General features: G+C 42.2%; 29 protein-coding genes, 2 tRNA genes and 1 pseudogene. 13 read left to right on the top strand and 19 right to left on the bottom strand.

Annotated features, from left to right (window positions below; all coding sequences use genetic code 11):
• Window positions 1-165: 165 nt before the first annotated feature.
• On the top strand, window positions 166-984 hold the full coding sequence (locus ACMXYV_RS08965) for a pyruvate, water dikinase regulatory protein (protein ID WP_415888153.1): 819 nt from the start codon (window positions 166-168) through the stop codon (window positions 982-984).
• Between the two features lie 59 nt (window positions 985-1043).
• On the opposite strand, the gene ACMXYV_RS08970 is transcribed toward ACMXYV_RS08965, so the two are convergent.
• Complete coding sequence (locus ACMXYV_RS08970; protein ID WP_415888154.1) at window positions 1044-2381, bottom strand: B-box zinc finger protein; 1338 nt, start codon at window positions 2379-2381, stop codon at window positions 1044-1046.
• A 14-nt stretch (window positions 2382-2395) separates the two neighbouring features.
• A complete protein-coding gene (locus ACMXYV_RS08975) occupies window positions 2396-3841 on the bottom strand; it encodes a rhomboid family intramembrane serine protease (RefSeq protein WP_415888156.1) in 1446 nt (481 codons plus the stop codon).
• A 358-nt stretch (window positions 3842-4199) separates the two neighbouring features.
• On the opposite strand from ACMXYV_RS08975, the gene ACMXYV_RS08980 reads away from it, so the two are divergent.
• Window positions 4200-4871, top strand: coding sequence for a FecR domain-containing protein (locus tag ACMXYV_RS08980; protein ID WP_415888157.1), 672 nt, complete (start codon window positions 4200-4202; stop codon window positions 4869-4871).
• Between the two features lie 16 nt (window positions 4872-4887).
• Here the strand turns inward: ACMXYV_RS08980 and amrA are convergent, their stop codons facing one another.
• Together amrA and amrB are read right to left on the bottom strand one after the other, a co-directional pair.
• A complete protein-coding gene (amrA, locus tag ACMXYV_RS08985) occupies window positions 4888-5496 on the bottom strand; it encodes an AmmeMemoRadiSam system protein A (RefSeq protein WP_415888158.1) in 609 nt (202 codons plus the stop codon).
• Entirely contained in the window at window positions 5483-6262 is a 780-nt protein-coding gene (gene amrB, locus ACMXYV_RS08990) for an AmmeMemoRadiSam system protein B (RefSeq protein WP_415888159.1), read from the bottom strand. Before amrB ends, amrA begins: the two co-directional genes overlap by 14 nt.
• A 151-nt stretch (window positions 6263-6413) precedes the next feature.
• On the opposite strand from amrB, the gene amrS reads away from it, so the two are divergent.
• Window positions 6414-7487, top strand: coding sequence for an AmmeMemoRadiSam system radical SAM enzyme (gene amrS / locus ACMXYV_RS08995; RefSeq protein ID WP_415888160.1), 1074 nt, complete (start codon window positions 6414-6416; stop codon window positions 7485-7487).
• Between the two features lie 519 nt (window positions 7488-8006).
• On the opposite strand, the gene ACMXYV_RS09000 is transcribed toward amrS, so the two are convergent.
• Together ACMXYV_RS09000 and ACMXYV_RS09005 are read right to left on the bottom strand one after the other, a co-directional pair.
• Window positions 8007-8092, bottom strand: a tRNA-OTHER gene (locus tag ACMXYV_RS09000).
• Between the two features lie 61 nt (window positions 8093-8153).
• Window positions 8154-8230, bottom strand: a tRNA-Met gene (locus tag ACMXYV_RS09005).
• Window positions 8231-8559: 329 nt separating this feature from the next.
• Here ACMXYV_RS09005 and ilvC point away from each other — a divergent pair.
• From ilvC to ACMXYV_RS09050, 9 genes and pseudogenes are all read left to right on the top strand, one after another.
• Window positions 8560-10035, top strand: coding sequence for a ketol-acid reductoisomerase (gene ilvC / locus ACMXYV_RS09010; protein WP_415888161.1), 1476 nt, complete (start codon window positions 8560-8562; stop codon window positions 10033-10035).
• A 140-nt stretch (window positions 10036-10175) separates the two neighbouring features.
• Window positions 10176-11621, top strand: coding sequence for a molybdate ABC transporter ATP-binding protein ModF (gene modF / locus ACMXYV_RS09015; RefSeq protein ID WP_415888162.1), 1446 nt, complete (start codon window positions 10176-10178; stop codon window positions 11619-11621).
• 168 nt (window positions 11622-11789) lie between these two features.
• Window positions 11790-12146, top strand: a pseudogene (locus ACMXYV_RS09020) (ATP-dependent zinc protease); the annotation flags it as partial.
• A 129-nt stretch (window positions 12147-12275) separates the two neighbouring features.
• Entirely contained in the window at window positions 12276-13169 is an 894-nt protein-coding gene (gene rimK / locus ACMXYV_RS09025; RefSeq protein WP_415891433.1) for a 30S ribosomal protein S6--L-glutamate ligase, read from the top strand.
• 158 nt (window positions 13170-13327) lie between these two features.
• Window positions 13328-14365, top strand: a complete 1038-nt coding sequence (locus tag ACMXYV_RS09030; protein ID WP_415888163.1) for an inorganic phosphate transporter — start codon at window positions 13328-13330, stop codon at window positions 14363-14365.
• A gap of 19 nt (window positions 14366-14384) precedes the next feature.
• Complete coding sequence (locus ACMXYV_RS09035; RefSeq protein WP_415888164.1) at window positions 14385-15029, top strand: DUF47 domain-containing protein; 645 nt, start codon at window positions 14385-14387, stop codon at window positions 15027-15029.
• Window positions 15030-15126: 97 nt separating this feature from the next.
• Complete coding sequence (locus tag ACMXYV_RS09040; protein WP_415888165.1) at window positions 15127-15954, top strand: AraC family ligand binding domain-containing protein; 828 nt, start codon at window positions 15127-15129, stop codon at window positions 15952-15954.
• A gap of 79 nt (window positions 15955-16033) precedes the next feature.
• Window positions 16034-16747: an AzlC family ABC transporter permease gene (locus tag ACMXYV_RS09045; RefSeq protein WP_415888166.1), complete on the top strand. Its 714-nt coding sequence runs from the start codon at window positions 16034-16036 to the stop codon at window positions 16745-16747.
• Window positions 16744-17052 carry an AzlD domain-containing protein gene (locus ACMXYV_RS09050; RefSeq protein WP_415888168.1) on the top strand — a complete coding sequence of 103 codons (309 nt, stop codon included), beginning with the start codon at window positions 16744-16746 and terminating at the stop codon, window positions 17050-17052. The genes ACMXYV_RS09045 and ACMXYV_RS09050 overlap by 4 nt, the downstream gene beginning before the upstream one ends.
• A 2-nt stretch (window positions 17053-17054) precedes the next feature.
• Here ACMXYV_RS09050 and ACMXYV_RS09055 read toward each other — a convergent pair whose 3' ends face one another.
• Entirely contained in the window at window positions 17055-17990 is a 936-nt protein-coding gene (locus ACMXYV_RS09055) for a D-hexose-6-phosphate mutarotase (protein WP_415888169.1), read from the bottom strand.
• Between the two features lie 162 nt (window positions 17991-18152).
• On the opposite strand from ACMXYV_RS09055, the gene ACMXYV_RS09060 reads away from it, so the two are divergent.
• Window positions 18153-18737 (top strand): DNA-J related domain-containing protein, encoded by a 585-nt coding sequence (locus ACMXYV_RS09060; protein ID WP_415888170.1) that lies wholly within the window; start codon window positions 18153-18155, stop codon window positions 18735-18737.
• Between the two features lies 1 nt (window position 18738).
• Here the strand turns inward: ACMXYV_RS09060 and ACMXYV_RS09065 are convergent, their stop codons facing one another.
• The 12 genes from ACMXYV_RS09065 to ACMXYV_RS09120 form a co-directional block, all read right to left on the bottom strand.
• Window positions 18739-19191, bottom strand: a complete 453-nt coding sequence (locus ACMXYV_RS09065; RefSeq protein ID WP_415888172.1) for a GNAT family N-acetyltransferase — start codon at window positions 19189-19191, stop codon at window positions 18739-18741.
• A 51-nt stretch (window positions 19192-19242) separates the two neighbouring features.
• Window positions 19243-19452: a cysteine-rich CWC family protein gene (locus ACMXYV_RS09070; RefSeq protein WP_415888173.1), complete on the bottom strand. Its 210-nt coding sequence runs from the start codon at window positions 19450-19452 to the stop codon at window positions 19243-19245.
• 874 nt (window positions 19453-20326) lie between these two features.
• Entirely contained in the window at window positions 20327-21187 is an 861-nt protein-coding gene (locus ACMXYV_RS09075; RefSeq protein WP_415888174.1) for a hypothetical protein, read from the bottom strand.
• Window positions 21188-21263: 76 nt separating this feature from the next.
• Window positions 21264-21719, bottom strand: coding sequence for a DUF4259 domain-containing protein (locus ACMXYV_RS09080; RefSeq protein WP_415888175.1), 456 nt, complete (start codon window positions 21717-21719; stop codon window positions 21264-21266).
• An 89-nt stretch (window positions 21720-21808) separates the two neighbouring features.
• Complete coding sequence (locus ACMXYV_RS09085; protein WP_415888176.1) at window positions 21809-22228, bottom strand: hypothetical protein; 420 nt, start codon at window positions 22226-22228, stop codon at window positions 21809-21811.
• Window positions 22229-22297: 69 nt separating this feature from the next.
• A complete protein-coding gene (locus tag ACMXYV_RS09090; protein WP_415888177.1) occupies window positions 22298-22687 on the bottom strand; it encodes a hypothetical protein in 390 nt (129 codons plus the stop codon).
• A 56-nt stretch (window positions 22688-22743) separates the two neighbouring features.
• Window positions 22744-23178, bottom strand: coding sequence for a hypothetical protein (locus ACMXYV_RS09095; protein WP_415888178.1), 435 nt, complete (start codon window positions 23176-23178; stop codon window positions 22744-22746).
• 67 nt (window positions 23179-23245) lie between these two features.
• A complete protein-coding gene (locus ACMXYV_RS09100) occupies window positions 23246-23596 on the bottom strand; it encodes a hypothetical protein (protein ID WP_415888179.1) in 351 nt (116 codons plus the stop codon).
• Window positions 23597-23687: 91 nt separating this feature from the next.
• A complete protein-coding gene (locus ACMXYV_RS09105; RefSeq protein WP_415888181.1) occupies window positions 23688-24086 on the bottom strand; it encodes a hypothetical protein in 399 nt (132 codons plus the stop codon).
• Between the two features lie 62 nt (window positions 24087-24148).
• On the bottom strand, window positions 24149-24556 hold the full coding sequence (locus ACMXYV_RS09110; RefSeq protein WP_415888182.1) for a hypothetical protein: 408 nt from the start codon (window positions 24554-24556) through the stop codon (window positions 24149-24151).
• Between the two features lie 59 nt (window positions 24557-24615).
• Window positions 24616-25104, bottom strand: a complete 489-nt coding sequence (locus tag ACMXYV_RS09115; RefSeq protein ID WP_415888184.1) for a hypothetical protein — start codon at window positions 25102-25104, stop codon at window positions 24616-24618.
• A 22-nt stretch (window positions 25105-25126) separates the two neighbouring features.
• Complete coding sequence (locus ACMXYV_RS09120) at window positions 25127-25501, bottom strand: hypothetical protein (protein WP_415888185.1); 375 nt, start codon at window positions 25499-25501, stop codon at window positions 25127-25129.
• Window positions 25502-25526 lie beyond the last annotated feature (25 nt).

Here is a 25526-nt window from a genome sequence, read left to right on the forward strand (position 1 = left end):
AATCCCCTGAAAAAAGCGGATATATGGTGGATTATTTTGATGACAATCAGACTATTGATGAAATCATAACCAGACTTTGAAATATGGGTATATTTCAGAGCCACAACACTGCTCCACATCTGGTATAGTCAGGCCTATATTTTTGTTGCAGATTGTAAGTAGACAATGAAACGAACAGCTTTTTTTATCTCAGACGGAACAGGTCTTACCTCAGAAGCATTGGGGCACAGTTTACTTGCTCAGTTTGATAGCATTGAATTCGAACAGATTACTCTTCCCTATATCGACGATGTTGAAAAGGCTCGCGAGGCCGTGCAGAAGATCAACCAAGTTGCCGAGCAACATGGCACTCGCCCTTTGATCTTTGATACGGTCGTAAATGAAGATATTCGTAATATTATTGCCGAATCCAACGCCTTTAAAATTGATGTCTTTTCGAGTTTCCTCAAGCCGTTAGAGAATGAGCTTGATGCTCACTCCAATTATTCCGTAGGTAAATCCCACGGTATCGTTGAGCGCACTCGCTACAAAGACCGCATAGATTCAGTAAACTTTGCAATCGATAATGATGACGGTGCGCGTACACGCCAATACGCCAATGCGGATATCATCCTTGTAGGTGTATCTCGCTGCGGTAAGACGCCGACATGCCTTTATATGGCGATGCAATTTGGTATTCGTGCAGCCAACTACCCTCTGACTGAAGAAGATATGGAGTTTAACCGTCTTCCAAAAGTACTAGAGGAACATAAACATAAGCTCTACGGTCTGACGATTGATCCATTCCAGCTATCTGCGATTCGTCACGAACGCCGCCCGAATAGCCGTTATGCTTCACTAGATCAGTGTGATTTCGAAGTGCGTGAGGTAGAGCGACTGTTTAAGAAACTCAATATCTCTACTATCAACACCACCAATTTCTCGATTGAAGAGATCTCAACACGAATCATGGCACAAGCCGGCCTTGAGCGACGAATGAACTAACTCAATAAAAAAAGGAGCCATTGGGCTCCTTTTTTAATGCCTCTAAATAACCGCAGCTTTTATTGCGCTTCAGCCATTTTGGCTGCCATCTCCCTGAATTTTTCAGCTTGTTGAGCTTTTCCCGGCATCGCCTCTAGCGCTTCCGCCATTAACTGATAAGCCTGCACTTTGTCTTCATACTCAGGGAAATCACGATGAAGACCATTCAGTAACTTGATAGTTAACTTGTGTTTACCTGCTTCAAAACAGTGTTTAGCAATCTCATGTCGAACCGATGGTTCTTTCAACTTAAAGCTAGGATCGTATTGATAAACGCGTTGAATCAAAACCGGAATTAATGATTCCCGATTAGACTGCTTTAGGCACTCAAGATAAGCCGGCATAAAGATACTGGTATCATCAGAGTTTTGAATTGCGCAGAGGTAATCAAAATAACGGTTAAAGATATCTAATTCTTTAGGGAACCGTTTTATACCCTGTTTGAATTCGTAAGAAACATCCTCAAAACGCCCCTCTTTCGTCAGCACTTCAACCTTATCCATAAAATGCAGCTTATCTGTTCGGATCTGCATCTCATCTTCATCGAACCGGCTAGCAAAACCTAAAGCACGTTGTTTTTGGAACAATAGGTACCCCATCAGATGAAAGATCACGATTAGATAGTAATAAGAGGTAATGCTTTCCAATATATTTGAAAAGAAATAGAAGTCAGAAAAGAGCTGATTAAGCGTTGCAACCGATGCAATCATGATCAGCAAAAAGACAAGCAATAAGAGATAGGATCGGCCTAATTTACAAACCAATTTAATCAACTCAATTGGGTTGATTGCAGCGCCGATACTTTCAAACCTTGCATAGTTGATAAAGACAGCTGGAAGTGAAAACAACCAAAACATCGCAAACGCAGTTGTTACGAAATCACCAAATGTCTTCGAAACTGCCAACATCATCAGCCCAATAGCTAGGAAAATGGCAATGATATGAATAATCATTTTGACGCCACCGCTATAGGCTTCAGACACCATAGGGGCTTTCATGTTGCCATCGGCAGTTTGTTGTAAACAAAGAAAACTAAATTTAGTGGTGACACCGGCAACCAAAATAGAAAGAATGAAACCAATCAAACCGCCAATAAATGCACCTACAGCGGAGAGTACTGATGCGCCCAAAATAAGCATCAATACTTGCGTATTCATCGGATAGCGAAATGCCAGATCTAGACGACGCCAGAAAGGTTCAATATTAGCCCCTGCACCTAAGCTATCTAATCGCTCACCACAGCGAACGCAACGGATCTCATCATCTGTTTCATCAACACAGCTATCACATACACTAAGATGACAAGCACTACAGTGATAGGTTGATGCTTTTAAAGGGTGGTATTTACAATGATCCATATAAACCCTAATGACTAATTAAATAAACCGCGACGGCTTCGTTCGTAGATCTCATCTGCAGCAGTGGCATAGCGTTTACATTTGGCATCGTGTTCCCTTTCACCAAATGCCACCGATAACTTCCTAGCTAAATGGCTAAACTCCTCAGTTTTCATTCCACGACTATAAAGCATGGTAAATATCTCTTCAGAAGTTTTAAGACTAGAGAGTGTTGTCATTTTCCAAGCAAGTTGTAGAAGGTCATCATTCTTAAGCTCTTCTTGAGCAAACGTGCTGCAATGCCATAATTCTTCTATCTTATCGAGCTCTTCAGCAGTTGGCTTTTCGTAAGTTAAAAGCTGCAAGGTAACTGATCGATAATCATCGTCATGCTGTGCCTTTAGAATTTCATACTTCACGCGCCTTAGTTCAAAATCAGAACCGTACTTTTCTTCAAACTCATCAATGGCTGAAATAGCCGTTTTAAAAGAGAATTTACCTAATAAATGGTAGATCTTGTCTCGCGCCTTAACATCTTCAGCAAGATCCTCTTCATTTTCTAGATATTCTTCATCCAGTACTTTTGGTGAAACGAGAATAGTCGTAAATATCAGTAATGCGCCGGCGATAAACCCACCTGTATGCGCCATGAAAGCGACGTTTGAGTCGGTTACTGTGGCAAACTGATATAGCTCATTTGCAATATAAAGACCCAATACCGATAAGGCTGGTGCTCGAATGAATCCAACAAAGATGAAAAACCAGTAAAAGAATTCAATCTTTCTAAAGCGGAATACACCTAAGTACATTGCCATAACTGCTGAGATGGAACCTGAGGCACCAACTAAAGCACTTGGACTTTGAGAATTAACAAATAAGAAAAGTACCCCACCGGCCATCCCGCCTAGTAAATAAAAGAGCAAGAAGCGTAGATGACCAATGGCAGCTTCAACGGCAAAACCAAAAATCACTAAGAAGAATATATTGCCTATCAGGTGGAAAAAATCACCATGCAGAAACTGGTAGGTAACCAAATCAAAGGGCGAGAAAGCCTTGGGTTTTAAACCATGACCAAAGATCGTGGTACTAGAAATGAGATCATACAGCTCAGTACGATTAAGCCAGTAATCACCGTTCCCAGGTTCATTAAAGCGGACTTGGTTATAGCGGAGATATTCAAAGAAATTTAAATCACTTAGCAAATAATAACTTAACTCAAGCGTATTCCCAGATTGATGCAGGTTCTGATATTCGGCTATCTGGTTATCAGCTACACCATCCTCTTTTAGGTAGCTAAGGTACATTTCCCATTCTGCATCGAAATATTGAAGCTCTGAGTAACGATTAAGCGCATCATTAATCATCTCTTCGTCTTTGTCTTGCGCGAAGAAGAACACGAGCACATTCAATATAACCAAGAAAAACAGAACAAATGGCGGTCTTCGCCAATCAAACTTCTTCTCGGTTGGGATTATGACCATAGTTTACGATTCCATTCTAAACTGTTTGGTAATTTCCTTTGGATTAACAAAGAGTAACACAAACAGAAGGCGCTATAATTTTATGTGGTTAAGAATAAATTTAGCTGAAAAGCTGCAAAAACCAATAAAACGACAAAAAACATACAACCTTTCATAAAATCAATCTGTTAGGTTGAAATTTAAACAATGCTGTTAAGATAATAAATTGTCCCTTGGAACTATAAGGTTTTGTTGCACTTTTATTACAAGGACAGCTTTCTTAGCTCTGATTGCTATCTGACGAATTACTGTAACAATTAACTCTAAGTGCTTTATGCTTAGCCTAGCGAATCTGACTCATAAAAAATGGAGCTTTTAGATGTCACGTCTATCCAAGTTTTCACACCTTGCCCTGCTATTACTCTGCTTCCTTACCAAACCTGCGGTTGCCAGTAACGAAATTGGTAAAGTCGTTCTTATTCAGGGAAAGCCTTTGGTTGAGCGTCAGAATCAACATCTATTTATCAAAAGGAATGATCCGCTATTTACTGAAGATGTTTTGATCACCCCTGTAGGTAGCAAGATACTGATTAAACTTGAAGATAAGACAACGATATCACTGGCTGAAAATACCCAGTTTGAGCTGTCCAAATATCAATTTGATAAAAAAGCACAAACCTCAGATGTCAGCTTCAAAATGCTAAAAGGTGCATTCAGAACCTTAACCGGATCAATTGGTAAACAAAAACAACCTAAATTCGAAATACATACACCGGTTGCAACCATTGGTGTCCGTGGCACAGAGTTCTGGGGAGGTATGATCTTCACAGATGCACTGGATGTAACTATGTTGGAAGGTAAAGGGGTTTACATCAAAAACGAACATGGCCAGGTAGAGATCACCCGACCAGGTGATGGCACTATGGTTTCTAAAGGCATGAAACCTTCAGATGTATCTATGTGGACTAAGGAAAAGTTGAAGAAAGCGGCAGCAGCTACAGAGCTAAAGCAACAACGACAAAACCAAAGCGATGATTATTTAAACTATTAATTTAAAATTTAATTAATTAATAATTTCTTGAGTGCTTTTCAACATTATGATCAACCACATCTATCACCTGATAAGTATAAAAATGAATTCGATCACTCCAGTAACCGCTAGGTAAACCCGCTTTTAACTTCAACCGTTCAATAAATTTTTTGGCTGTAGGTAATTGATGCCAAACTTGAGGTAGGAAGGTGGCTCTATGCCCTCCCTCTTCTATTATTAGCCCATCAATTCCCAACCTTAAACTACTCAGAAGTTCTTTTTCATTTGATACGTCTAGTTTTACGGGTGCCGTTAAGACAGAGATATGAATTGAAAGAGACTCGAATTCACTTACGGAAACTGGTTCAAAACGAGAATCATAAAATGCTGCATTCACTGCATTACTTTGTAAATCTTGAAGTAAAGACCGTCGAGCTTCTAAAGTTCCGATACAACCACGCAATGCTCCGTTGATAGAGAGAGTAACAAAGGTAGCAGCTGGCTTTTCCAACCAGTCTAATGTCGAAATTGAATCATAGTCTGCGGACCGATATCTGGGCTGTAGCTTAAGCTTCGATGCTATTGAATCTTGAGCGATTTCAATCATTAAATTTTGCTGCTCATGACTAAATTCAGTAAATAGCATAAGCACCATACCCTACGACGCGGGCCTTATCCCCGGCACTGTCTCCTGAATTACTGCATTGTAATAAATGTGGTTTAAAATCTGTGGAAATTAATGCCCACTGTAAACCGTTAAGGCCCATGTAACCGCATGCCTCATCTCCTCTTATATCTGTATCACCAATAATAATTCGCTGATTAGTATGTTCGTCTATTAATTTAGCTTTGACATAAGAGTGATAATGGCTCAAATCGGTACTGATCACAGTTAGCACCTCTGGGTCTTGTAATGCAGGTAAAATCAATCTGCCAACATCACTTGCCGAGGCATTTCCGACTACAACAGGAATTAGGTCTGCTTGTATTTCGATTTTCTGAAGAAAAGGTAGCTGGACTTCAAGACTATGCTCTTGCCTATGCGCAAGGTCGTTGTAACTAACCAAGCAATTATCGACTAATTCGCTGATTTTATCTGCAGCGATAGAGATATTACCAAGTGGTGTATTGAATTGATCAGCCAAAGGAACAGCCATACCTTGAAATGCCACCCGATGGCTTGGCCCAATCAATAAAACGTACTTAAACTTTGCATCGGGTGGGATACAACTGAAAGCTGCGGCTGCAACACTGCCTGAGTAAATATATCCAGCATGAGGGACAATTAGTGCCCTTAAGTTCGGTATCACTTCTCTCTGCTCTTGGCTCAATAGAGCATCTACTTCACACGCCAATTCTCTAGGATCATTTGGGTAAAACAAACCAGCCACGGCTGGCTGACGCGTATTCATAGGCTTCTCCGTTTCATGCCCCATCTAGCAAGAGCACATGAAGGTAGTTTGATTGCTAACAGTCACGAGGCGTCCTACTCTTCAAGTATAGAAATAAGTTACGAGAGTTTTTTAAAACATCATCGATTAATGACCCAAATAGGAACCCAGAATGAGTGTGATTGAAGTGGGGTTCTGGCATGAACTTGATCAAAACAAAATTCAATGTGATCTATGTCCCCGTTATTGCAAATTAGCAGACGGACAACGCGGACTCTGTTTTGTACGTGGTAATGAAGGCGGCCGGATGCACCTATACACTTATGGTCGTTCGAGTGGTTTTTGCATAGACCCCGTAGAGAAAAAACCACTAAATCATTACCTACCCGGTACTCCCGTCTTATCTTTCGGCACAGCTGGCTGTAACCTCACCTGTAAATTTTGTCAAAATTGGGATATGAGCAAAGCCCGTGAGATGGACCGGCTAGCTGATACAGCCAGCCCAGAACAATTAGCAAAATATTGTAAGACCCATAAATGCCGCTCTGTAGCATTTACCTACAATGACCCTGTCATATTTCACGAATATGCAGAAGATGTTGCTATTGCTTGCCATGAATATCAAATCAATTCGATTGCTGTCAGCGCTGGCTATATCACTGATATCGCGCGCCCTCGGTTTTTTGAACATATGGACGCCGCTAATATAGACCTTAAAGCGTTCTCGGAACGGTTTTACAAAAAGCTTTGTGGAGCCAGCCTCACTCCCGTCCTAGATACTCTTCTCTACATTCATATTGAAACCTCAGTATGGTTTGAGATCACAACCCTGCTTATTCCAGATGAAAATGACAGCAATGAAGAGATCGATGCAATGACCCAATGGATCTACAACAACCTAGGCCCCAGCATTCCACTACATTTCTCTGCTTTTCACCCTGATTGGAAAATGAAAAATAAAGACCGAACGCCAGCATCAACCCTAACGCGTGCGCGAGACATAGCGATGAAAAACGGGCTGAGATACGTTTACACGGGTAACGTACATGACACTTCGGGTAGCTCAACCTACTGCCATAACTGTGGATTACGTTTAATTGAACGCAATTGGTATCAACTTGGGGAATGGCACCTTAAATCTGGATGTTGTGAAAATTGTGGAGAACCGTTACCTGGTCGTTTTGAAGACAGTCATGGCTGCTGGGGTGCTCATCGACAGCCACTATATTTGCAGGACAGGAACTAAATCACTTTAACTAGGCCAAAAAATCGAAAAACCGATTTAACATTAATTAAATCGGTTTAATCTGAATTTGGTAGCGGAGGCAAGAATTAAATCAACGACCTTCGCCCAGGGTTACAAGAGCTGAGCCCGACGAGCTACCAAGCTGATCCACTCAATTACTAAACCCCAGAAACGAAAAAGCCGACTTAGTATTAACTAAATCGGCTTTTTCTATGTTTGGTAGCGGGGGCTGGATTTGAACCAACGACCTTCGCCCGGGGTTACAAGAGCTGAGCCCGACGAGCTACCAAGCTGATCCACTCAATTACTAAACCCCAAAAACGAAAAAGCCGACTTAGTATTAACTAAATCGGCTTTCTCTATGTTTGGTAGTGGGGGCAGGAATTAAATCAACTACCTTCGCCCGGGGTTACAAGAGCTGAGCACGACGAGCAACCAAGCTGCTCCACTCAAATTACTAAACCCTCGAAACGAAAAAGCCGACTTAGAATTAACTAAATCGGCTTAATCTATATCTTGTAGTTGTGGCTGGATTTGAACCAATGGCCTTCACCCGGGGTTACAAGAGCTGAGCCCGACGAGCTACCAAGCTGCTCCACTCAAATTACTAAACCCTAGAAACGAAAAAGCCGACTTAGAATTAACTAAGTCGGCTTTTTCTATGTTTGGTAGCGGGGGCTGGATTTGAACCAACGACCTTCGGGTTATGAGCCCGACGAGCTACCAAGCTGCTCCACCCCGCATCAATGTGGTGCGAATAATATAGACCCGCTTAAGCTTTAGCAAGCACTATTTCACGCAGATGCGAAATTAATGGATAAACAGCTCTTTTTGTATAAAAAACATACATTTATGATCGTTTTTGACCATCCCTAGCAGTTTTCATCTATTTAAACTGGATACCTGTAAATAAAGCGCTATTATTGCCTCACTTTGTATGGAAATAGATGTTGCATAAAATGCAACAGAGCAAACCATATATATCATTTTACGCGATACCCTGAATCTTTTAGAGTAGCGCTATAACAAACATGTCGGTTTACCGACTTTATATTTATTACGGAATGTAGAAATGTCTAAGAACTATTTCAACACGCTTCCACTGCGTGAGCAGCTAGAACAGCTGGGTAAATGTCGTTTTATGTCTATGGACGAGTTCAGCGATGGCGTTGAAGCTCTTAAAGGCAAAAAACTGGTTGTTATCGGTTGTGGTGCACAGGGCCTAAACCAGGGTCTTAACCTGCGTGACAGTGGTCTAGACGTTTCTTACGCTCTACGTCCAGCAGCAATCGCTGAAAAGCGTCAGTCTTGGAAAAACGCTACTGAGAACGGTTTCGTTGTTGGTACTTATGAAGACCTAATTCCAACTGCTGACGTAGTTCTTAACCTTACTCCAGACAAGCAGCACACACCTGTTGTTGAAGCTGTAATGCCACTAATGAAAGAAGGCGCTTGCCTATCTTACTCTCATGGTTTCAACATCGTTGAAGAAGGCATGCAGATCCGTGACGACCTAACAGTAATCATGGTTGCGCCTAAGTGCCCAGGTTCTGAAGTACGTGCTGAATACGTTCGTGGTTTCGGTGTACCAACACTTATCGCTGTACACGAAGACAACGATCCAAAAGGCGAAGGTCTTGCACTAGCTAAAGCTTACGCTGTAGGTACTGGCGGTCACAAAGCAGGCGTTCTAATGTCTTCTTTCATCGCTGAAGTTAAGTCTGACCTTATGGGTGAGCAGACTATCCTTTGCGGTATGCTACAGACTGGTTCTATCCTTTGCTTCGACAAGATGGTTGAAGAAGGCATCGACGCTGGTTACGCATCTAAGCTTATCCAGTTCGGTTGGGAAACAATTACTGAAGCTCTTAAATACGGCGGCGTGACTAACATGCTAGACCGTCTATCTAACCCAGCTAAGATCAAAGCATTCGATCTTTCTGAAGAGCTAAAAGTTATCATGCGTCCGCTTTACAACAAGCACCAAGATGACATCATCGACGGTACTTTCTCTCGCGTGATGATGGAAGACTGGGCGAACGACGACAAGAACCTACTAGGCTGGCGTGCAGAAACTGCTGAGACTAACTACGAGAAGACTCCAGCAGGCGACGTAGAGATCTCTGAACAAGAGTTCTTCGACAACGGTATCCTAATGGTTGCAATGGTTAAAGCGGGTGTTGAACTAGCATTCGAAACTATGACTGCTGCAGGCATCATCGCTGAATCTGCTTACTACGAGTCTCTACACGAAACTCCGCTGATTGCTAACACAATTGCACGTAAGAAGCTTTACGAAATGAACGCAACTATCTCTGATACTGCAGAGTACGGCTGCTACCTATACAACCACGCTTGCCTACCACTACTAGGCGACTTCATGAAAGGCATCAAAACTGATGTTATCGGTAAAGGTCTAGACCTTTCTGATACTGGCGTAGACAACGCTCGCCTAATCGAAGTTAACGAAGCACTACGCTCTCACCCAGTTGAAGCGATCGGTAAAGTGCTACGTGGCCACATGGCTGACATGAAGAAGATCGTATAATTATCTAATATTTATACATTTTCTTTCTTGTAAGAAAATTAAAGCCAAGGCTTTGCCTTGGCTTTTTTTTAGCTAAATTTAAGCCTTTTCCGTAACAGATTCCTATAAAACCCAATCGTTAGATCCGCATAATAGAGACTATGAACAGCATTAAGATTGAGAATTACACGGCAGAATTTGGTGAGTCATTCACACTCAACAACATCAATTGGACAATTGAACCCAACCAACATTGGGTGATTACGGGTACCAACGGTTCTGGTAAGTCTGCCCTATCTGCAATCTTGGCCGGGGCTGGCGATCAAGTCAGCGGTACTATTTCGGGCCTACCAAAACATATCGAACTTGTTTCTTTTGAAGCTCAGGCAGAACTGATTGCCCGAGAGCTAAAGAAAGACGATGCCGATATCATGGATGTTATTAGTGAAGGCACTCCGGTAAGAGAAATACTGGAAGAAGGTAAAGCGATCTACCCAGAATTTGATGCTGACTTACTAGATCAACTCGTCAGTATGTTCAAGCTAGAACATATGCTTGATCGTAGCTTCAGAAAGCTCTCAACGGGTGAAACACGCAAGATCATGCTGATTCGCGCCCTAGCGAACAATCCAGACCTTATTATTCTTGATGAGCCTTTCGATGGTCTAGATGCTGACTCTATGAAGCTGCTGCACGACCTGCTAGCAAGCAAGATCGATTCAATGGGCATGATTCTGGTATTAAACCGTTTTGATGAAATGCCTGATTTCATCACCCATGTGGCTTATACCGACAAAGGTGAGCTTCATCACACGGTTGATATTAACGACAAGCAGGCTTACGACGACCTATATCAGCTGCTACACCTAAAAACGACTGATCTATCTGTGCCACCGACCGATGAATCCGATCGTCCACCAGCGCTTAATCCAGAAGACCCGCTAGTGCGTTTAACGGATATTAAAATTGCCTACGCAGATTCAAAAGTTATTGATGGCCTTAACTGGACCATTAAGCCGGGACAACACTGGCAACTAAGCGGCCCTAACGGCAGTGGTAAGACTTGTTTGCTGAACCTAATTACCGGTGACCACCCGCAATGCTATACCAACGATATCTTTGTATTCGGTATGCAACGCGGTAACGGCGAAACCATCTGGCAGATCAAGCAATATATCGGTTATGTATCTACTGCTCTACAGTGGGAATATCGCGTAAGCATTAGCCTTAGAAATGTCATTATCTCTGGCTTCCACGACAGTATCGGCATGTACACAAAGAGTACCGATAAACAGAAAGAAGTAGCAGATAAGTGGCTAGCCCTGTTGGGTATGGAAGATCGTGCCAACGAGCCATACAACCAGCTTTCTTTTGGCGATCAACGCTTGTTGTTGATTGCACGCGCGATGGTTAAGCACCCTACCTTGTTGATCCTTGATGAGCCTTGCTTAGGCCTCGACGATATCAACCGTCAGCTCGTACTGGCGTTAATTGAGAAGATCTGTGCCAGCGGTGACACAACCGTTCTATATGTTAATCACCATGCAGAAGACCAGATCAGTGGAATCAAAGAATTTAAACAGCTAGAAAAGCTAACCGCTGAATAAATCCTCTAAAGCCTAGTATTTGCTAGGCCTTTTTCCTTTCACATCCACTCTAATATCGTCTAAAAAATTTCATATAAAACTCGTAAAAAAGATTGTCTCTTGAATAAAACAGGAGTCAAATTGCACTCATGTACCACAAGGCTAATGCCTTAATTGAGGATCAAATGAGTGACAATCGAAAAGAATATCTGTGGCGCTGAAGAATGGTGCAAGTTCCCTCAACTTGCTGTTCCTGCAATCAAGGCCAGAGTTGACTCTGGCGCCAAAACATCTGCAATTCATGCTTTAAATATCCAACAATTCCAAAGAGATGGGGTTGCCTGGGTAAGGTTTGATGTATGCCCATTACAAGATAATAGAAAAACGGTAGTTCATTGCGAAGCGCCTATATTTGATCGCAGGAGTGTCAAAAGCTCTAGCGGTACATCGGAAAAGCGTTATGTAATCAAAACAAGTATGGCTATTGGCGATCAAAGTTGGGACGTTGAACTGACTTTGACTAATAGAGATGCGATGGGCTATCGCATGCTATTAGGCCGTGAAGCGATGTCAGGTAAGTTAATTGTCGATCCAGAGGATTCTTTTTGCTTAGGTGACATTACTGATGATGAGTTAAAAGAACTTTATCTAAGCAAAAAACCACCCAAAAAAGGCATGAAAATAGCCGTTTTAGCTAGTAACCCTAATCTCTACAGTAATCGTAGGATTATGGAAGCAGGTGAAGAGCGCGGTCACGAGATGGTGTTCCTGAACATCAAGCACTGCTACATGAAGATGGATGCTGAAAATCCAGAGGTTCATTATCGTGGCGGCAAGGTTCTAAACGACCTTGATGCAATTATCCCACGGATTCGCCCAAGCATGACCTTCTATGGTTGTGCACTGACACGTCAATTTGAATCTATGGGTGTGTATTGTCTAAATACCGCTGGGGCTATTACTCAGTCTCGAGATAAGTTGCATTCCCTACAACTCCTCTTCGAGAGCAAGATTGATATCCCTATCACGGGCTTTGCAAATTCACCGCTCGAAACAGATGATCTGATCAACATGGTCGGTGGCGCACCACTGATTATAAAACTGCTCGAAGGTACTCAAGGCAAAGGTGTTGTACTCGCTGAAACCAAGAAAGCCGCAGAGAGTGTTATCAACGCCTTTAAGAGCCTTAAGGCCGACATACTCGTTCAGGAGTTCATAAAAGAAGCCAACGGCAAAGATATTCGCTGCTTTGTAGTGGATGGAAAAGTTGTGGCTTCAATTCAGCGTGAAGCTGAACCTGGCGAATTCAGAGCGAATATCCATCAGGGTGGTACAGCCAGCCTTATCGTTCCAACATCTGACGAAAAGAAGATTGCCATTAAAGCCGCTAAAGCTATGGGCCTTAAAGTAGCTGGTGTAGATATCATCCGTTCAGCGAAAGGTCCTTTATTGTTAGAGGTGAACTCTTCTCCTGGCTTGGAGGGCATCGAAGGCGCAACTGGAAAAGACGTTGCTGGCCTGATGATTCAAGCTATAGAGAAAAAGCTAAAGTGGGTAGTTAAAGCCTAATACTCTCAACTCCTAAACCCGTTCCCATAATTGTGGGAATGGGTTTTCTGATCATGCACTAAATTCTCCTGCCCTTTTCAAATCCATAAATCCATTTTCTGACTACTATTAACTTATTAGCCTCCAGAAATTAAAGCTAATGGGAGTCAGCAAATTAGATGGATAAAATTTGGCTATTCCTCATAGTTGCGACAGCCATTGTTATAATTTTCGACTTCACCAATGGATTTCACGATGCATCCAATATGATCGCATCGGTGATCGCTTCGCATGCAATGACACCTCTACAAGCTATTTTAGTCATAGGCACATTCACCTTTTTGGGGCCTATGCTTGGCGGTACAGCAGTCGCCAACACCATTGGTAAATTCGTGACTTTAGATGATCTCCCAAGCAATCTATCTCTCTCATTAGTGATCTGCGGTTTATTAGCTGCCACTGTTTGGAATCTGTTTACTTGGTATAGAGGCCTACCCTCGTCTTCGTCACATGCATTGGTTGGTGGCTTAGTTGGGGCGGTTGTCGTATCAGCAGGGCCAGAACATGTACTCTGGGGTTTTTCACAATTAGCCCAAGGACAGATCACTGGCGTTACGAAGGTGCTGCTAGCACTGTTTATATCCCCTTTAGCGGGTTTCTGGATAGGCTTTTTACTGCAACGAATCACCCTCTACCTCTTACGAGCAGCCAGCCCTTTGATCAATCGTGAATTAAGGGGCGCACAATGGTTTACAACTGCGGGGTTAGCCTTCTCCCACGGTGCTAATGATGCCCAAAAAAGTATGGGGGTATTGACTCTCTGCTTATTAATAAGTGGGGAGATATCCGAATTTGCTGTGCCGTTTTGGGTAATCCTAGTCTGTGCCATCTCTATTACTTTAGGAACACTACTAGGCGGCTGGCGTATTGTTAGAACACTTGCCTTCTCAATCTACAAAATTAGGCCTCTACATGCCTTTAACTCTCAAGCTTCATCTGCAGGCGTTATATTTTTAGCCTCAATGATTGGCGCGCCCGTATCAACAACTCACGTGGTTTCCTCATCTATTATGGGTATAGGCGCGGCAGAGAGAGCTAAAGCCGTAAGATGGACAAAGGCTAAAGAGATCGGCATCACTTGGCTAATCACCATACCTGGTGCTGGCATAGTCTCCATTATTAGTTATGGCGTACTGAGCCTTACTAAGCTTGCTTAAATATAGAAAAGGATTGGATATGAGCAATCAGGGTAAAAACGGCTTCTTTCGTAAACTTCTTAATAGGATTGTCCCTACGCCACCTGACTTTTTCTTACTCCTAACCGAGCAATGCACATTGGTAACGGTAACGATCCGAAACCTCTATCAATATATGAAAAGCCCAAACCCCTATCTTGCAGAAGTCTTAGCAGCAGATGAGCATCAAGCAGACGCGCTGAAAATCCGTAATTTACACCAATTAAACCGGGCCTTTTCTACTCCAATAGACCGCGAAGATATCTACCGTGCCATTGCTTCTTTAGATTGGATTATTACGCACTGTAAAAGCACCATAAATGAGATGCTCGATCTAGGCGTTGAGCCCGACGAACAGATGGTGAGAATTCTAGAGGAGCTTCTAACGGGTTGCGAAGCTTTAGAGCGCGGCTTTGGGGGATTATCAACCTATCCCGCAGGCAGTGAGAAAGATGCACAAATTGCCCGACATGCTCATCGACGTATAGAAAGACTGTATCGGCACAGTTTAAAAGAGCTGTTTAAAGGTCAAGTCACCACCGAGATGCTTTGCAAACGAGAGATATATCACCACTTGATGGATGGTTCACGAAGATTACATGCTGCTGCAAACGTCCTTCACGACATTATGGTCAAATTGATCTGAAAACACGCGATAAATTCTCAATTCCATAGCCACTCTACCCACGTAAAAGATCAATTTTGTACAAAAACCAAAATCTTGTTTACGCTAGAATGTAACCATGAGTAAAAAAGAGACCGCTAACTACCATATAGAAGAAGAACTAGGCGGATTAGAGATGCTAGAAGCGTCTTATGAGCGCCAGAATTTCTCTAGGCATAGCCATGAGGGTTACACGGTAGGTGTGATTGAAGAAGGAGCACAGCGCTTTCTTAGAAACGGTGCTAACCATGTTGCGCCACAGGACAGTATCATTCTGGTTAATCATGATGAAGTCCACGATGGCCACTCGGCGACTGAAGGTGGTTGGTCTTATAAAGCGATCTACCCGCTACCTGATCAATTAGCCAACATCGCTAAAGAAGCGGGCCTTAATATCAGCGGATCTATCTATTTCTCTGAACCTGTTGTTAACGACCCAGAGCTCGCTGGTTTGTTCCGCCTTGCCCTATATCACTTACAACACTCTGATAATCGCCTGCTACGCGAGACCCTGCTCTACAACGCATTGCTCAAGCTGATGCAGCGCCATGGTAAATGCAGTACCGAAATACCTGAGCAAGCAGATGCTAAATCTCGAATTGCTTTGGTAAAAAATTATCTTGATGATCACCCGCAGGCTGATGTGTCTTTAGAGGATCTCGCCAAACTTGCAGGCATCAGCGCCTTTCATCTAGTGCGACAGTTTCAAAAGTTCTATGGGCTCCCTCCTCATGCTTATCAAATACAATCCCGTGTAAGGCTAAGCAAACGCTTTATAGCTCAAGGCGATACACTTTTAGATGCTGCCTTAAAAGCAGGCTTTCATGATCAAAGCCACCTTAACCGTCATTTCAAACGCACTATCGGTGTAACGCCCGGTCAATATGCTCGCCAGATAAGAAGCTAACATCACAAACAGGCCGCAATCCTGTACAAGACTCACAACCACTAACTATTTATCTTTATCGCTCAACATAAGAAAGAGCATGAAAGTGAATAGTCAGGTAAAACTTCCATTAAGTCCTAAGCAGTCTTTCCTTAAAGGCACAGTTGCGATGCTACCCCTTATTGTCGCGGTTCTGCCTTGGGGCATATTAGTCGGCGCATACGGGATCGAATCAGGTCTAACCGCTTGGCAAACCCAAGCCATGTCCCTATTTGTATTTGCAGGCACATCACAGTTGGTTGCTATAGGTATGCTGCAAGCCGGTGCTTCTGTATTCAGTATACTGGTCACTACCTTGCTAATTACCTCAAGGCACCTGCTCTATAGCATGGCCATGCGACAGCATATCCAAGCACTGCCCCTTAAATGGCGCAGCTCACTCGGTTTCCTGTTAACCGACGAACTCTTCGTAAATGGCACGCAAGATAACGGTATATTTAATCGCTGGTATGCCTTGGGTGGCGGCTTAAGTTTCTATATCGCGTGGAATTTTGCGACGCTGCTAGGAATCGTTGCAGGTGAAGCTTTGCCAAATCTGACTAACCTTGGATTGGACTTTGCTGTTGTCGCAACATTTATCGCCATACTCATCCCGATGATTAAAAACCTCTCCTATCTGGTTTGTGTAGGTATATCACTGATGGTATCGGTGTACTGCGAAGCTCATAAGATCCAAGCAGGCTTATTGATCTCAATTATTTTGGGGATGTTAAGTGGTTATTTCTTTAAGTGCGCAGCGGGGAGATCGAAATGAATGATTGGCTATTGTTTGCGCTTATGGCGATCGTTGTATTCGCAAGCCGCTATCTATTTTTAGAACCACGCTTACCACTCAAGCTAAATGCTAAAGCACTAGAGCTGCTAAGCTATTCGGCCCCTGCCGTACTAGCAGCCGTTATAGGTCCATTAGTTTTTTTACAAGAAGGAAAGCTAACAACAAGCTTGGACAGCCCGTATATCATTGGTGCACTGGCTGCCATCGTGTTAATGCTATTAACCAAAAACACATTAATGACAGCCGTACTGAGTATGAGTGTGTTCTTCGTCTGTAACCTATAAGGTTACAGACGAACAGAACGGATCGAGACTTTGCTGATTGAATCACTTCCAGGCGCTAGATCAACAGCATTATCCAGGACAGACGCATTTTCCAAGCAAACCATATTCTCATAGTCATTATCAGCAAAATGGCTTAAGCGTTTACTTTTATCGATCCAAGGGTTCCATACCACCATATCAGGTAGGTTATCAGCGCTCATAACAATCTGACGGCGCATCTGCTTATCTTTGATAGCAACCTGAGCTGGGATATTTGGGTAGATACGGTCCGTTTCAGCCGAGATATCAATCGCCGAATTAGATTGCTTAACCTGCCAATTTTCCAGCGTATCTATGTACTCAACAGTTTCTAGCCCTTCGATAGCGGTCTCACTGACATGGCCAATCTGAAGGTAACTATGCAAAGCACTGGTATAACTAAAGGAATCCGAACCTAAGTTTTTAACTTTAAGCTCTAGATCCAACTCTGTACCTACAGTAACCGTTAAACGAAGAACGGCAGGATAAGGCCAGAGTTCTGTTGGTAAAACTTCAAGCTGAAGTGTCAATCGGGTAGTTTCACTATCGATCAGATCGACAGCTAATAGCTCCCAATCTTGTGCGCGTACAAAACCGTGAGCAGGTACTTCTGTATAGTTAACTTGCTCTTTAACTTGATCTGGATTTCTTGATAAATCCCCAAACCATGGCCAACAGATAGGCACGCCACCACGTAGAGACTTACCGGCTTTAAAATCGTTTTCTTGGCTCAACCATAAAACAGGTTGTTCCCCTATTCGGCTGTACTCAGCAACTTGTGCCCCTTGTAAAAAAACAGTAGCGGAAGCCGCTTCGTTTTTTACAGCAATGGCAATAAGCTGCTTATGAATCTCAATAGTAATGCCTTTTAGAGCACCATACTTTGCATATAGCGCTTGAACTTGATCTGCCAGATTCATAATTTTTGTTATTCCTGGTTACTAAACTGCAATGCAGTATTTTACGCTTACCAATACTTGGGTAAAAGCCAATCGAGCGTTTATATACATGAAATATTCTCGACTGGTAATCCTCATCCTACGCCGATAAGCTGAGTGAATCATCAGCAAAACTACTGAATTATGTCTCGCAACCCACTAGTAACCCCCATAGAAGAGATCCTTAGGCAGTCCGAAAACAGCTTAAGCGAATACGAGTTATTAAAAGCTTTAGATCTCAATGCTGATGATTTTGGCGAAGATGCCCCATCAGGTAGTGAGTTGGCCCTATTTAGACAGCATTTCCTTATTATGAATGCGCTCTATACCTTACAACCTAAATTTTGGGATCAAGGCTTAAAACTGAACATCTCTGCATTAGATATCAGCCTTATCAAAACAGAAAACAGCAATCAAAACGAATTGTCGCTAGAGTCAGATCAAGCAGTCAGAGAGTACTATCTAGATTGGGATGAGTTCACATCAAGTAACCAAGAATCGGTTAACAAACTGTTAGATAGTTTTTGGACCCGTTACTTTAATCAAGATCACTATCAGAATGCTCTCGATGTTTTAGGTCTAACTGAAGATGCCAATTACCAATCGGTCAAAACACAATACCGAAAATTAGCTTCAGAACATCATCCAGACAAAGGCGGATGTAAGATCAAATTTAATGAGATTAGAGAAGCTTACGAGGTGATAATCAGCGTCACCAATAAGGTATAACTTATTGATTAACCTTAATTTCCATAGACTGATAAACCAAACCTGACAACTCCCTTACCTCCCCTTGAACCTTAAAACCATATTTCTGATAAGCAGGCACAGAAGGTAATGACGCGCTAACAGTTACAGTTTCTGATCTCGCATATATCAATACAGTTTCAAGTAATCTCCGACCAATTCCGCACTTCTGCTGACTAGGTGTAACAAATAACATAGCAATATGCCGGCCTTCCTTTAGCTCAACCACACCTACGATTTCACCGTTATCACCTTCTGCGACGAGTATACGATTATCTACTTTCATCCTATTGGCAAAAGCATCTGGAGAGGCGATTGCCGCAAATGTAGCGATTCCTTCATCAGACAACAAACCAGCAACCGAGTCAAAGAAAGCGTCTAAACAGACATGACTAACGCCCTCAATATCGTTCTCGTTCATCTCTCTAATGATCATCTTTTTCCTTATTATTTCAAATAGAAATCTATCAAGCTGAAGGGCTCAGTTTTATTTTTCTGAATCGGGAATATTGTCCCAGCTTTCTTTAAACTCGTTTAGGCACTTACAGCACAAACACTCATCCCATCTCTCAGCTAAATAACCCGCCTGCTCCCTTGTTAGATGGATCTCACTACAATCGCAGATAAAATAAGTGCCGACTTTGCACTCAAACAATGAGCCGCATTTAGGGCATGTGACTTGTTCATGTTGAGGCATACATAAATCCAAATCACTAACGTTGATGTTTAACGGTTGGTATACGGATTATAAGCGAAGAATAAATTTGTTTATGGTACGGGTATTTATCTTTTAAGTTTTAAACTAGAAACTTTATAAGGCCTTATAGCGAATACAGAACGTAAGCCGAAATGCACCATATAACAGCCCCAACTAAACGCTCTGCCATATCTCCATAGCGAACCCGCTTATTCCAATGCGGAGGGTACACTGCTTTTATAGAATACCGACCCGTTGCAGAAAGGCTAAGATCTAACAGCACCCCGCCCTCTATAGCGAGCTTTAAAAGAAGACCGAGGCCTTTGATTACAGCTTCTAGAATTTCTAGCATTTATCTTTATTGTTCATACAGCCTAACTGAGTACGTCGGATGACTTTCCTTGTTATGCGTGACGCCATACGCCACGCCCTAAAAGACCACCTATACAAAAAAGTGGAAATATATAAATTGGCCAATACCAGAAAAATTGGTTTCTTCCATGGTGGCTAAGGCCATTATTCAATAAGTAGAGAAGCATTGGCAAAGATACACAGAATCCGGTGATAGCCGACATTTTTATTTTATTGTCTGGACTAATTGAAGCTGTAACAAAACCACCGACGACACTAGCGAAAACAGAAGGTACTAACCCACTCGCCCCTAGCTGATAAAATATTAGGTGGGATGACGCGACTAAATACCACACCAATACGAAGCTAGAAGCGCCTAGTAACGAAGCTAAAATGTAACGTATTCTCGTATCCATACCTTTACGCATAACGCCCAGCACAGCCGCCGGCAAAAGTGGCACGTAATTGCGCAGCAATTTGAGTGACACTTTTGACTGTCGGTTGCTGCTGCTTGTTAAAGCCATTATTCATACCCAGTTACCAATCTTTTCTCAATTTCATCAGCCGGTTCTCCGAATAGTGCTTCGACTTCTTTTAGATTGGGCGCAGGGGTTCTTTTTAATATTTCGATAAGCAGTTCATTGCCATTATTTGAATAGATTAAGACTGAGCCATATTGTTTGAGCCGCTTAGTATCTATGCGAGTTTTAGCGTATTTAGGAAACTCGCATAAGAAATTATCTAGTTCGATGATAATATCATCTGTAAGCTTAATTACTCTCTCGGTTAGGTCGACGAGGACGCTCATATTGGCTGGACCAATAGCTGCTACGGCTTCTTCATAGCTAATGTCTACATAGGATTGATGAGGAAATTTAGCCATCAACTGTTCTTTTATTGGTCGCTCGATCTGATTTCTTTGCTGCCATAGTTGAAGAAGATAGTTGTAGTTATTTACCATCGACCGAATACGAGATATCTGGCTCCATTTAGGATAATCCTTTTTCCGATCTTCAGCTTTGGGAATAATGAAAGATAGCTTTTCAAAGCTTTCTTCTACGGGAGATGCATGAAACAAAATACTTGGAATTGTGGCTACACGCTTTAAGGGGTGATCACTTAAATCTTTATAGTAGTTTCCTTTAATTGAAATCAATGCTGCCCTAGCTTCCTCCATTAAAAGAGTCCACTTATTAGCAGTATCCATCTTTTCTTTCTCTATCTGAATTTTCTCTTGGTGCTTTAAAGTAAAGTACGCAATTGCTGCACCCAAGATAGATGTAAAGAATGCACTAGCTATAGGGAAAATATAATCTTTAAAATAGTTGGGATCTTGCCTTAAACCATCTATTGCTTTTACTAACAATTCCGTTTCTTGATGCATTCACTATTCCTAAGGCTTTAACGCTCAGCTAAGTGGCGCGCAAAGCGCGTCATATTTGAGCTGCTTGTTATGCGCTTCATTGTAATCGAGCCCCTAGAACTGAAATATTGGAAAACCATTTTACGGAATCGCCCTCATCCCAGAGTTGTGCAAGTTCAGAACGCTTAGTGTCTTTACAATAACCCAGTATCTCAGTGGCTCGTGCTGCTAACGCAACTTTGTAGTCAGGTTTGTTGACTTGAACCCAGTTGGCTACAGATTTTGGCAAATTCTGTGTTTTCCCATCTTTGAGAGACGCTGTTACTTCGGCCGCGGCAATTGCTACTGAGCAGACATCAACATCAATGTACCCAGACGATGGCACAGCATTAAACACTGTAAGTAAATAACGAGTAGTCTTACTCTGATCTAGCTCATATACCCAGTCAGCAGCACTATCGTTGTCAAAACTGCCATAATCCCAAGCACCTGAAAAAGCCTGAGGAGGCAGGAGAATTGCAAGGGCTAATAATATTTTATTTATACTCTTCATTCTCGATTCTTTGTTTTGCATAACGCTAAAAGTTGCGGCTGCGAAGCAGTCCAGCCACGAAGTGGCGATGCAACCTTGCCTTGTTAATATTAACCACCGCCGAGTGTTCCAATTACGGAAATGATAAGAAGCACTAAAAGAATCGCCATTACGTACATAGCGACAAACTGAAAAGCAATTGCACCAACTCCAAGTGCGGCTGCGCCACCAGCAACACGTGAAGGCTCTTTCTGAGCAAATGAAATTACGGCCAGAATTGCAGCCAGACCACCAAGCAAAGGAATGATTACATCTATAACTTTGTCAGCATTCCACAGGGTGGTGTAAGTTTCAGAAACTACTTCTTTTCCTGAAAGTGCATCAAGCGCAGCCGTTCTAATTGAAGCTGCTTTTTCAGCGACTAATGTTTCAATGGAAGGTTGCGGAGAGAATGGTCCCGCCCAAAAACTGACCAGTGCAAGTAGAAGTGCAATTGACCCTAATGCAATTCCAAAATATCCATACTTCAAAGTTACTGCTCCTAAAATATTAACGCTTAGCTAAGTGGCGCGCAAAGCGCGTCAGATTTGAGCTGCTTGTTAAATGGCATAGCCGCCAAGCCTATTAATAGTAAATGCGACATACTCTCCAATAACCTTTCGGTCGTTGGTATGAAATACATCTTCTTCTATTAATACCCCACAATCGACCATGACAGGGTTTATCGCGACAACTTTGCCATACGCTCTGTATTTCCAACCTTGTATTTGCTCAAGGCACTTTTTCCTTTCTGGATTTCCTTGAAACAAGGACTCCCACGATTCACCTTCATTAACCAAGTTTGAGAACTCAAACTCAAAGGTTTCTCCAACTTTAGGCATGGTGCCTGCATCATGACTGATTTCATCCATGACGCAGTACTCACAACCGTCTATTTGAATAGATGCCTCAAGATATGTGCCTTCTGACGAAATAAGAGTCGCTTTCATAGTTGCTATTTAACGCCTAAAGCAGCCGCGGAGTATGCGTCGGATACTTTTTCTTGTTATGTTTTTTCTCGTTTTGTAATTGCATCACACTCCTTTAATAAAACGGTGTGTGCCGGTTTGATCTTTTTAGACCACTCCCTTGAATCACCATGCTCAACTTTTTCTGCAACTGTAACCGCACATGCATGATTAAGCTCTCTTATGGCTTTAGCTAATTCAGGATATCTACCAAACCTACCTGCTGCATGCCTCAATTCATCATGTAAAGGGTGAAACTCCTTTTCAATAATCTCTGGGCTTGCGCAACTAAGAGCTATTTCCTGAGCGATACCTGCCTTTTCTTCAAGGTCATGAAGGCGTTGAAGCTCTTTTTCCCATAGCATCATTCTTTTTTCACGCATAACTGCAAGACGAGAATTAAGGCCCAGTGAAACAATAGAGGTCAGTGCTGCTATAAGCGCGGCAATGAGAGTGACTTCTTCCTTAGTCAAAGACTTACTCCTAAAACATAACGCTCAGCTAAGTGGCGCGTAAAGCGCGTCATATTTGAGCTGCTTGTTAAATGTTTTTAGCACAATGTTTATGACTCAGCCTGGTAAGTTTTACACTGTACTCGATTATTGATTCTGATATTACAACTTCAAAGTAGTTTTGATTGAAGTTGCCATTTTCAATTCGATCCTTCAGCACGCTAATGGCTTCGCATAGCTCAAACTTAGCTATTTCTGACCTCTTTGACTCGTCACTTTCGTTTAGCACATATTCTAAGCTAGAGACCTCCAAAGCATAGCCTGACATAAACACTGCTTCGTTCTGCTTAGATACTTCTTTACTCAATAGGTATAGAGCAACACTAAAAAGGAACGCCGCAGTTACAAAACCTAGAAAGAATGAGGTTTTCTTATTCATGGACATTTAACGCTTGTGGCACGGGCAGACGCGCAGCGGCTGTCCTAGCCAGCTTTGCTGGCGAATGTGCCCACCCTTGTTAGGTGGTTGTTCAAGCTTGATACTGACTTGCCCAAACAAACACCAAAATGATTGGAGAAAGAGGGCCATATACCAAATTAATATAGCCAGCCCACTTTCGAATTTTATATAACTTAAAAAGCTCTTTATCTCTCATTTTTAGGATAATTTCTTTATCTACAAAAAGAGAATTAAAGCTTGCTCGTTGACCTTTTATTGGATGAATAATGGACAAATAAGGCCCACCACCAAATAGCATCTGCCCGATTTGCCTGCCACTTCCAACGAAATGGCTACTACTCACGTTTAAAGTCACGAAGAAGTCTGTATAACGAACCTCGTAAATTTTCCTCATTCTATAATTAGTTACCGCCATTACGACAAAGCAACTAATAACAGGTATGAAAACTACGAGAGGATTTATGCTCAAACTTGCCACCTAACGCCCAACACAGCTGAAGGAGCGTAGCGACGATCGGATGCTGTTGCTTGTTATGGCGAATGACTGTCTTCGATGCATATTAGACCTAGTACTCCTTTACTATTTTCTATTACTACAGCTATATCTAGGTATGAATGCGAAATGCATTCGAAAAAGTTATCAAAGTTCGTTACAAATCTTGATTCATCTGAGAAGCTCTCAACAAAAGAGCTAATCAACTCAAACGCTTTTGATTCTTCTAGTATTTTTTCATCGTCTTCTAAATGATAACAAATACTTTGTAGAATCAATTTCTGAGCCTCTTCTTTATTTATAGGTATCCAGTACTCATCAGGTAAAGGAACAAAGCCACTCTTAATTAAACGCTTTTTTTTTGGGAGAACCTGAACTCCGTGAAAAATACTACACGTAACTTTACCAATAGGTCTGATTCTTTCTATTGAATCGCAGATGTTCATTTACTTGCAGCCATAACGCTTAAAGCAGCCGCGCAGTATGCGTCGGATGCCTTTCCTTGTTATACCCCTAACCTTTTCAGAACGGTAACGCCTTGAAAGTGCCCTCTACTTCCACTCTCGGAAGGCGGAACCATAAAGTTGGATACAGAGCGATTCCATAATAAGGTCAATGAATTAATGTCCTTCAATAATACAGTGAAGCTAAAAGATTCCACCCAACCTTTGTCAGAAGCAAAGGCATAAATTAAAGCATGAGTTTTGTGCCGTATGATTTTGTATTCATAACCTGATTTATACCAAAATCCGTTCCTGAAGGTTCCCACCAGAACAGAATCTCCTTTGATTCTAAGTCGAATTTTATTGCGGAATACAAAATCAGGATCGTTTGAAAAATAATCTTTACTTTCAATGCTTCCTTCCCAATCTCCATCTAACTGACTGAAGTAGGTTTCCAATTCCTTTTTGGCAGTTTCTAATTCGGCTTCAGAGGGAGCTGCTCCTGAGCTTAAAGAGAACAGCAGAAATAAAGCACTAATCAAATATCTCATAGATACCCTTGGTGTATAACGCTTAAAGCTGCCGCGCAGAATGCGTCGGATGACTTTCTTTGTTAAATGAGTATTCTTCGAACGCTCTTACAAAAAAATAGATACTGGCTGCAAAAAGGTTTCCTGCAAGCCCAAAAAGCAGCCAAAGAAATGAGTTATAACCATTACTCTTTGCCCTGAAGTATAACCAAATACCTATTGCTAAAGGTTCAATTACTCCCATTATTAGTGGTAGCCAGTTCGATGCAAGTACAGCCCATTCAGGCATCCCAGCTCCGTTTATACCTCCTACTATCGCAGCAAGAGATCTTGCTGATGCAGAGGCAAGAAGGATTTTTAGAATTAAAACTGGCACGTAAATTTTTGCTAATTGCTCTGCTTCTTGCCTTAAGCTCATAACTAATTCCATTTAACGCTCAGCT

Origin of the sequence: Neptuniibacter sp. SY11_33 (assembly GCF_047778025.1) — a bacterium.
Classification (GTDB): Bacteria; Pseudomonadota; Gammaproteobacteria; order Pseudomonadales; family Balneatricaceae; genus Neptuniibacter.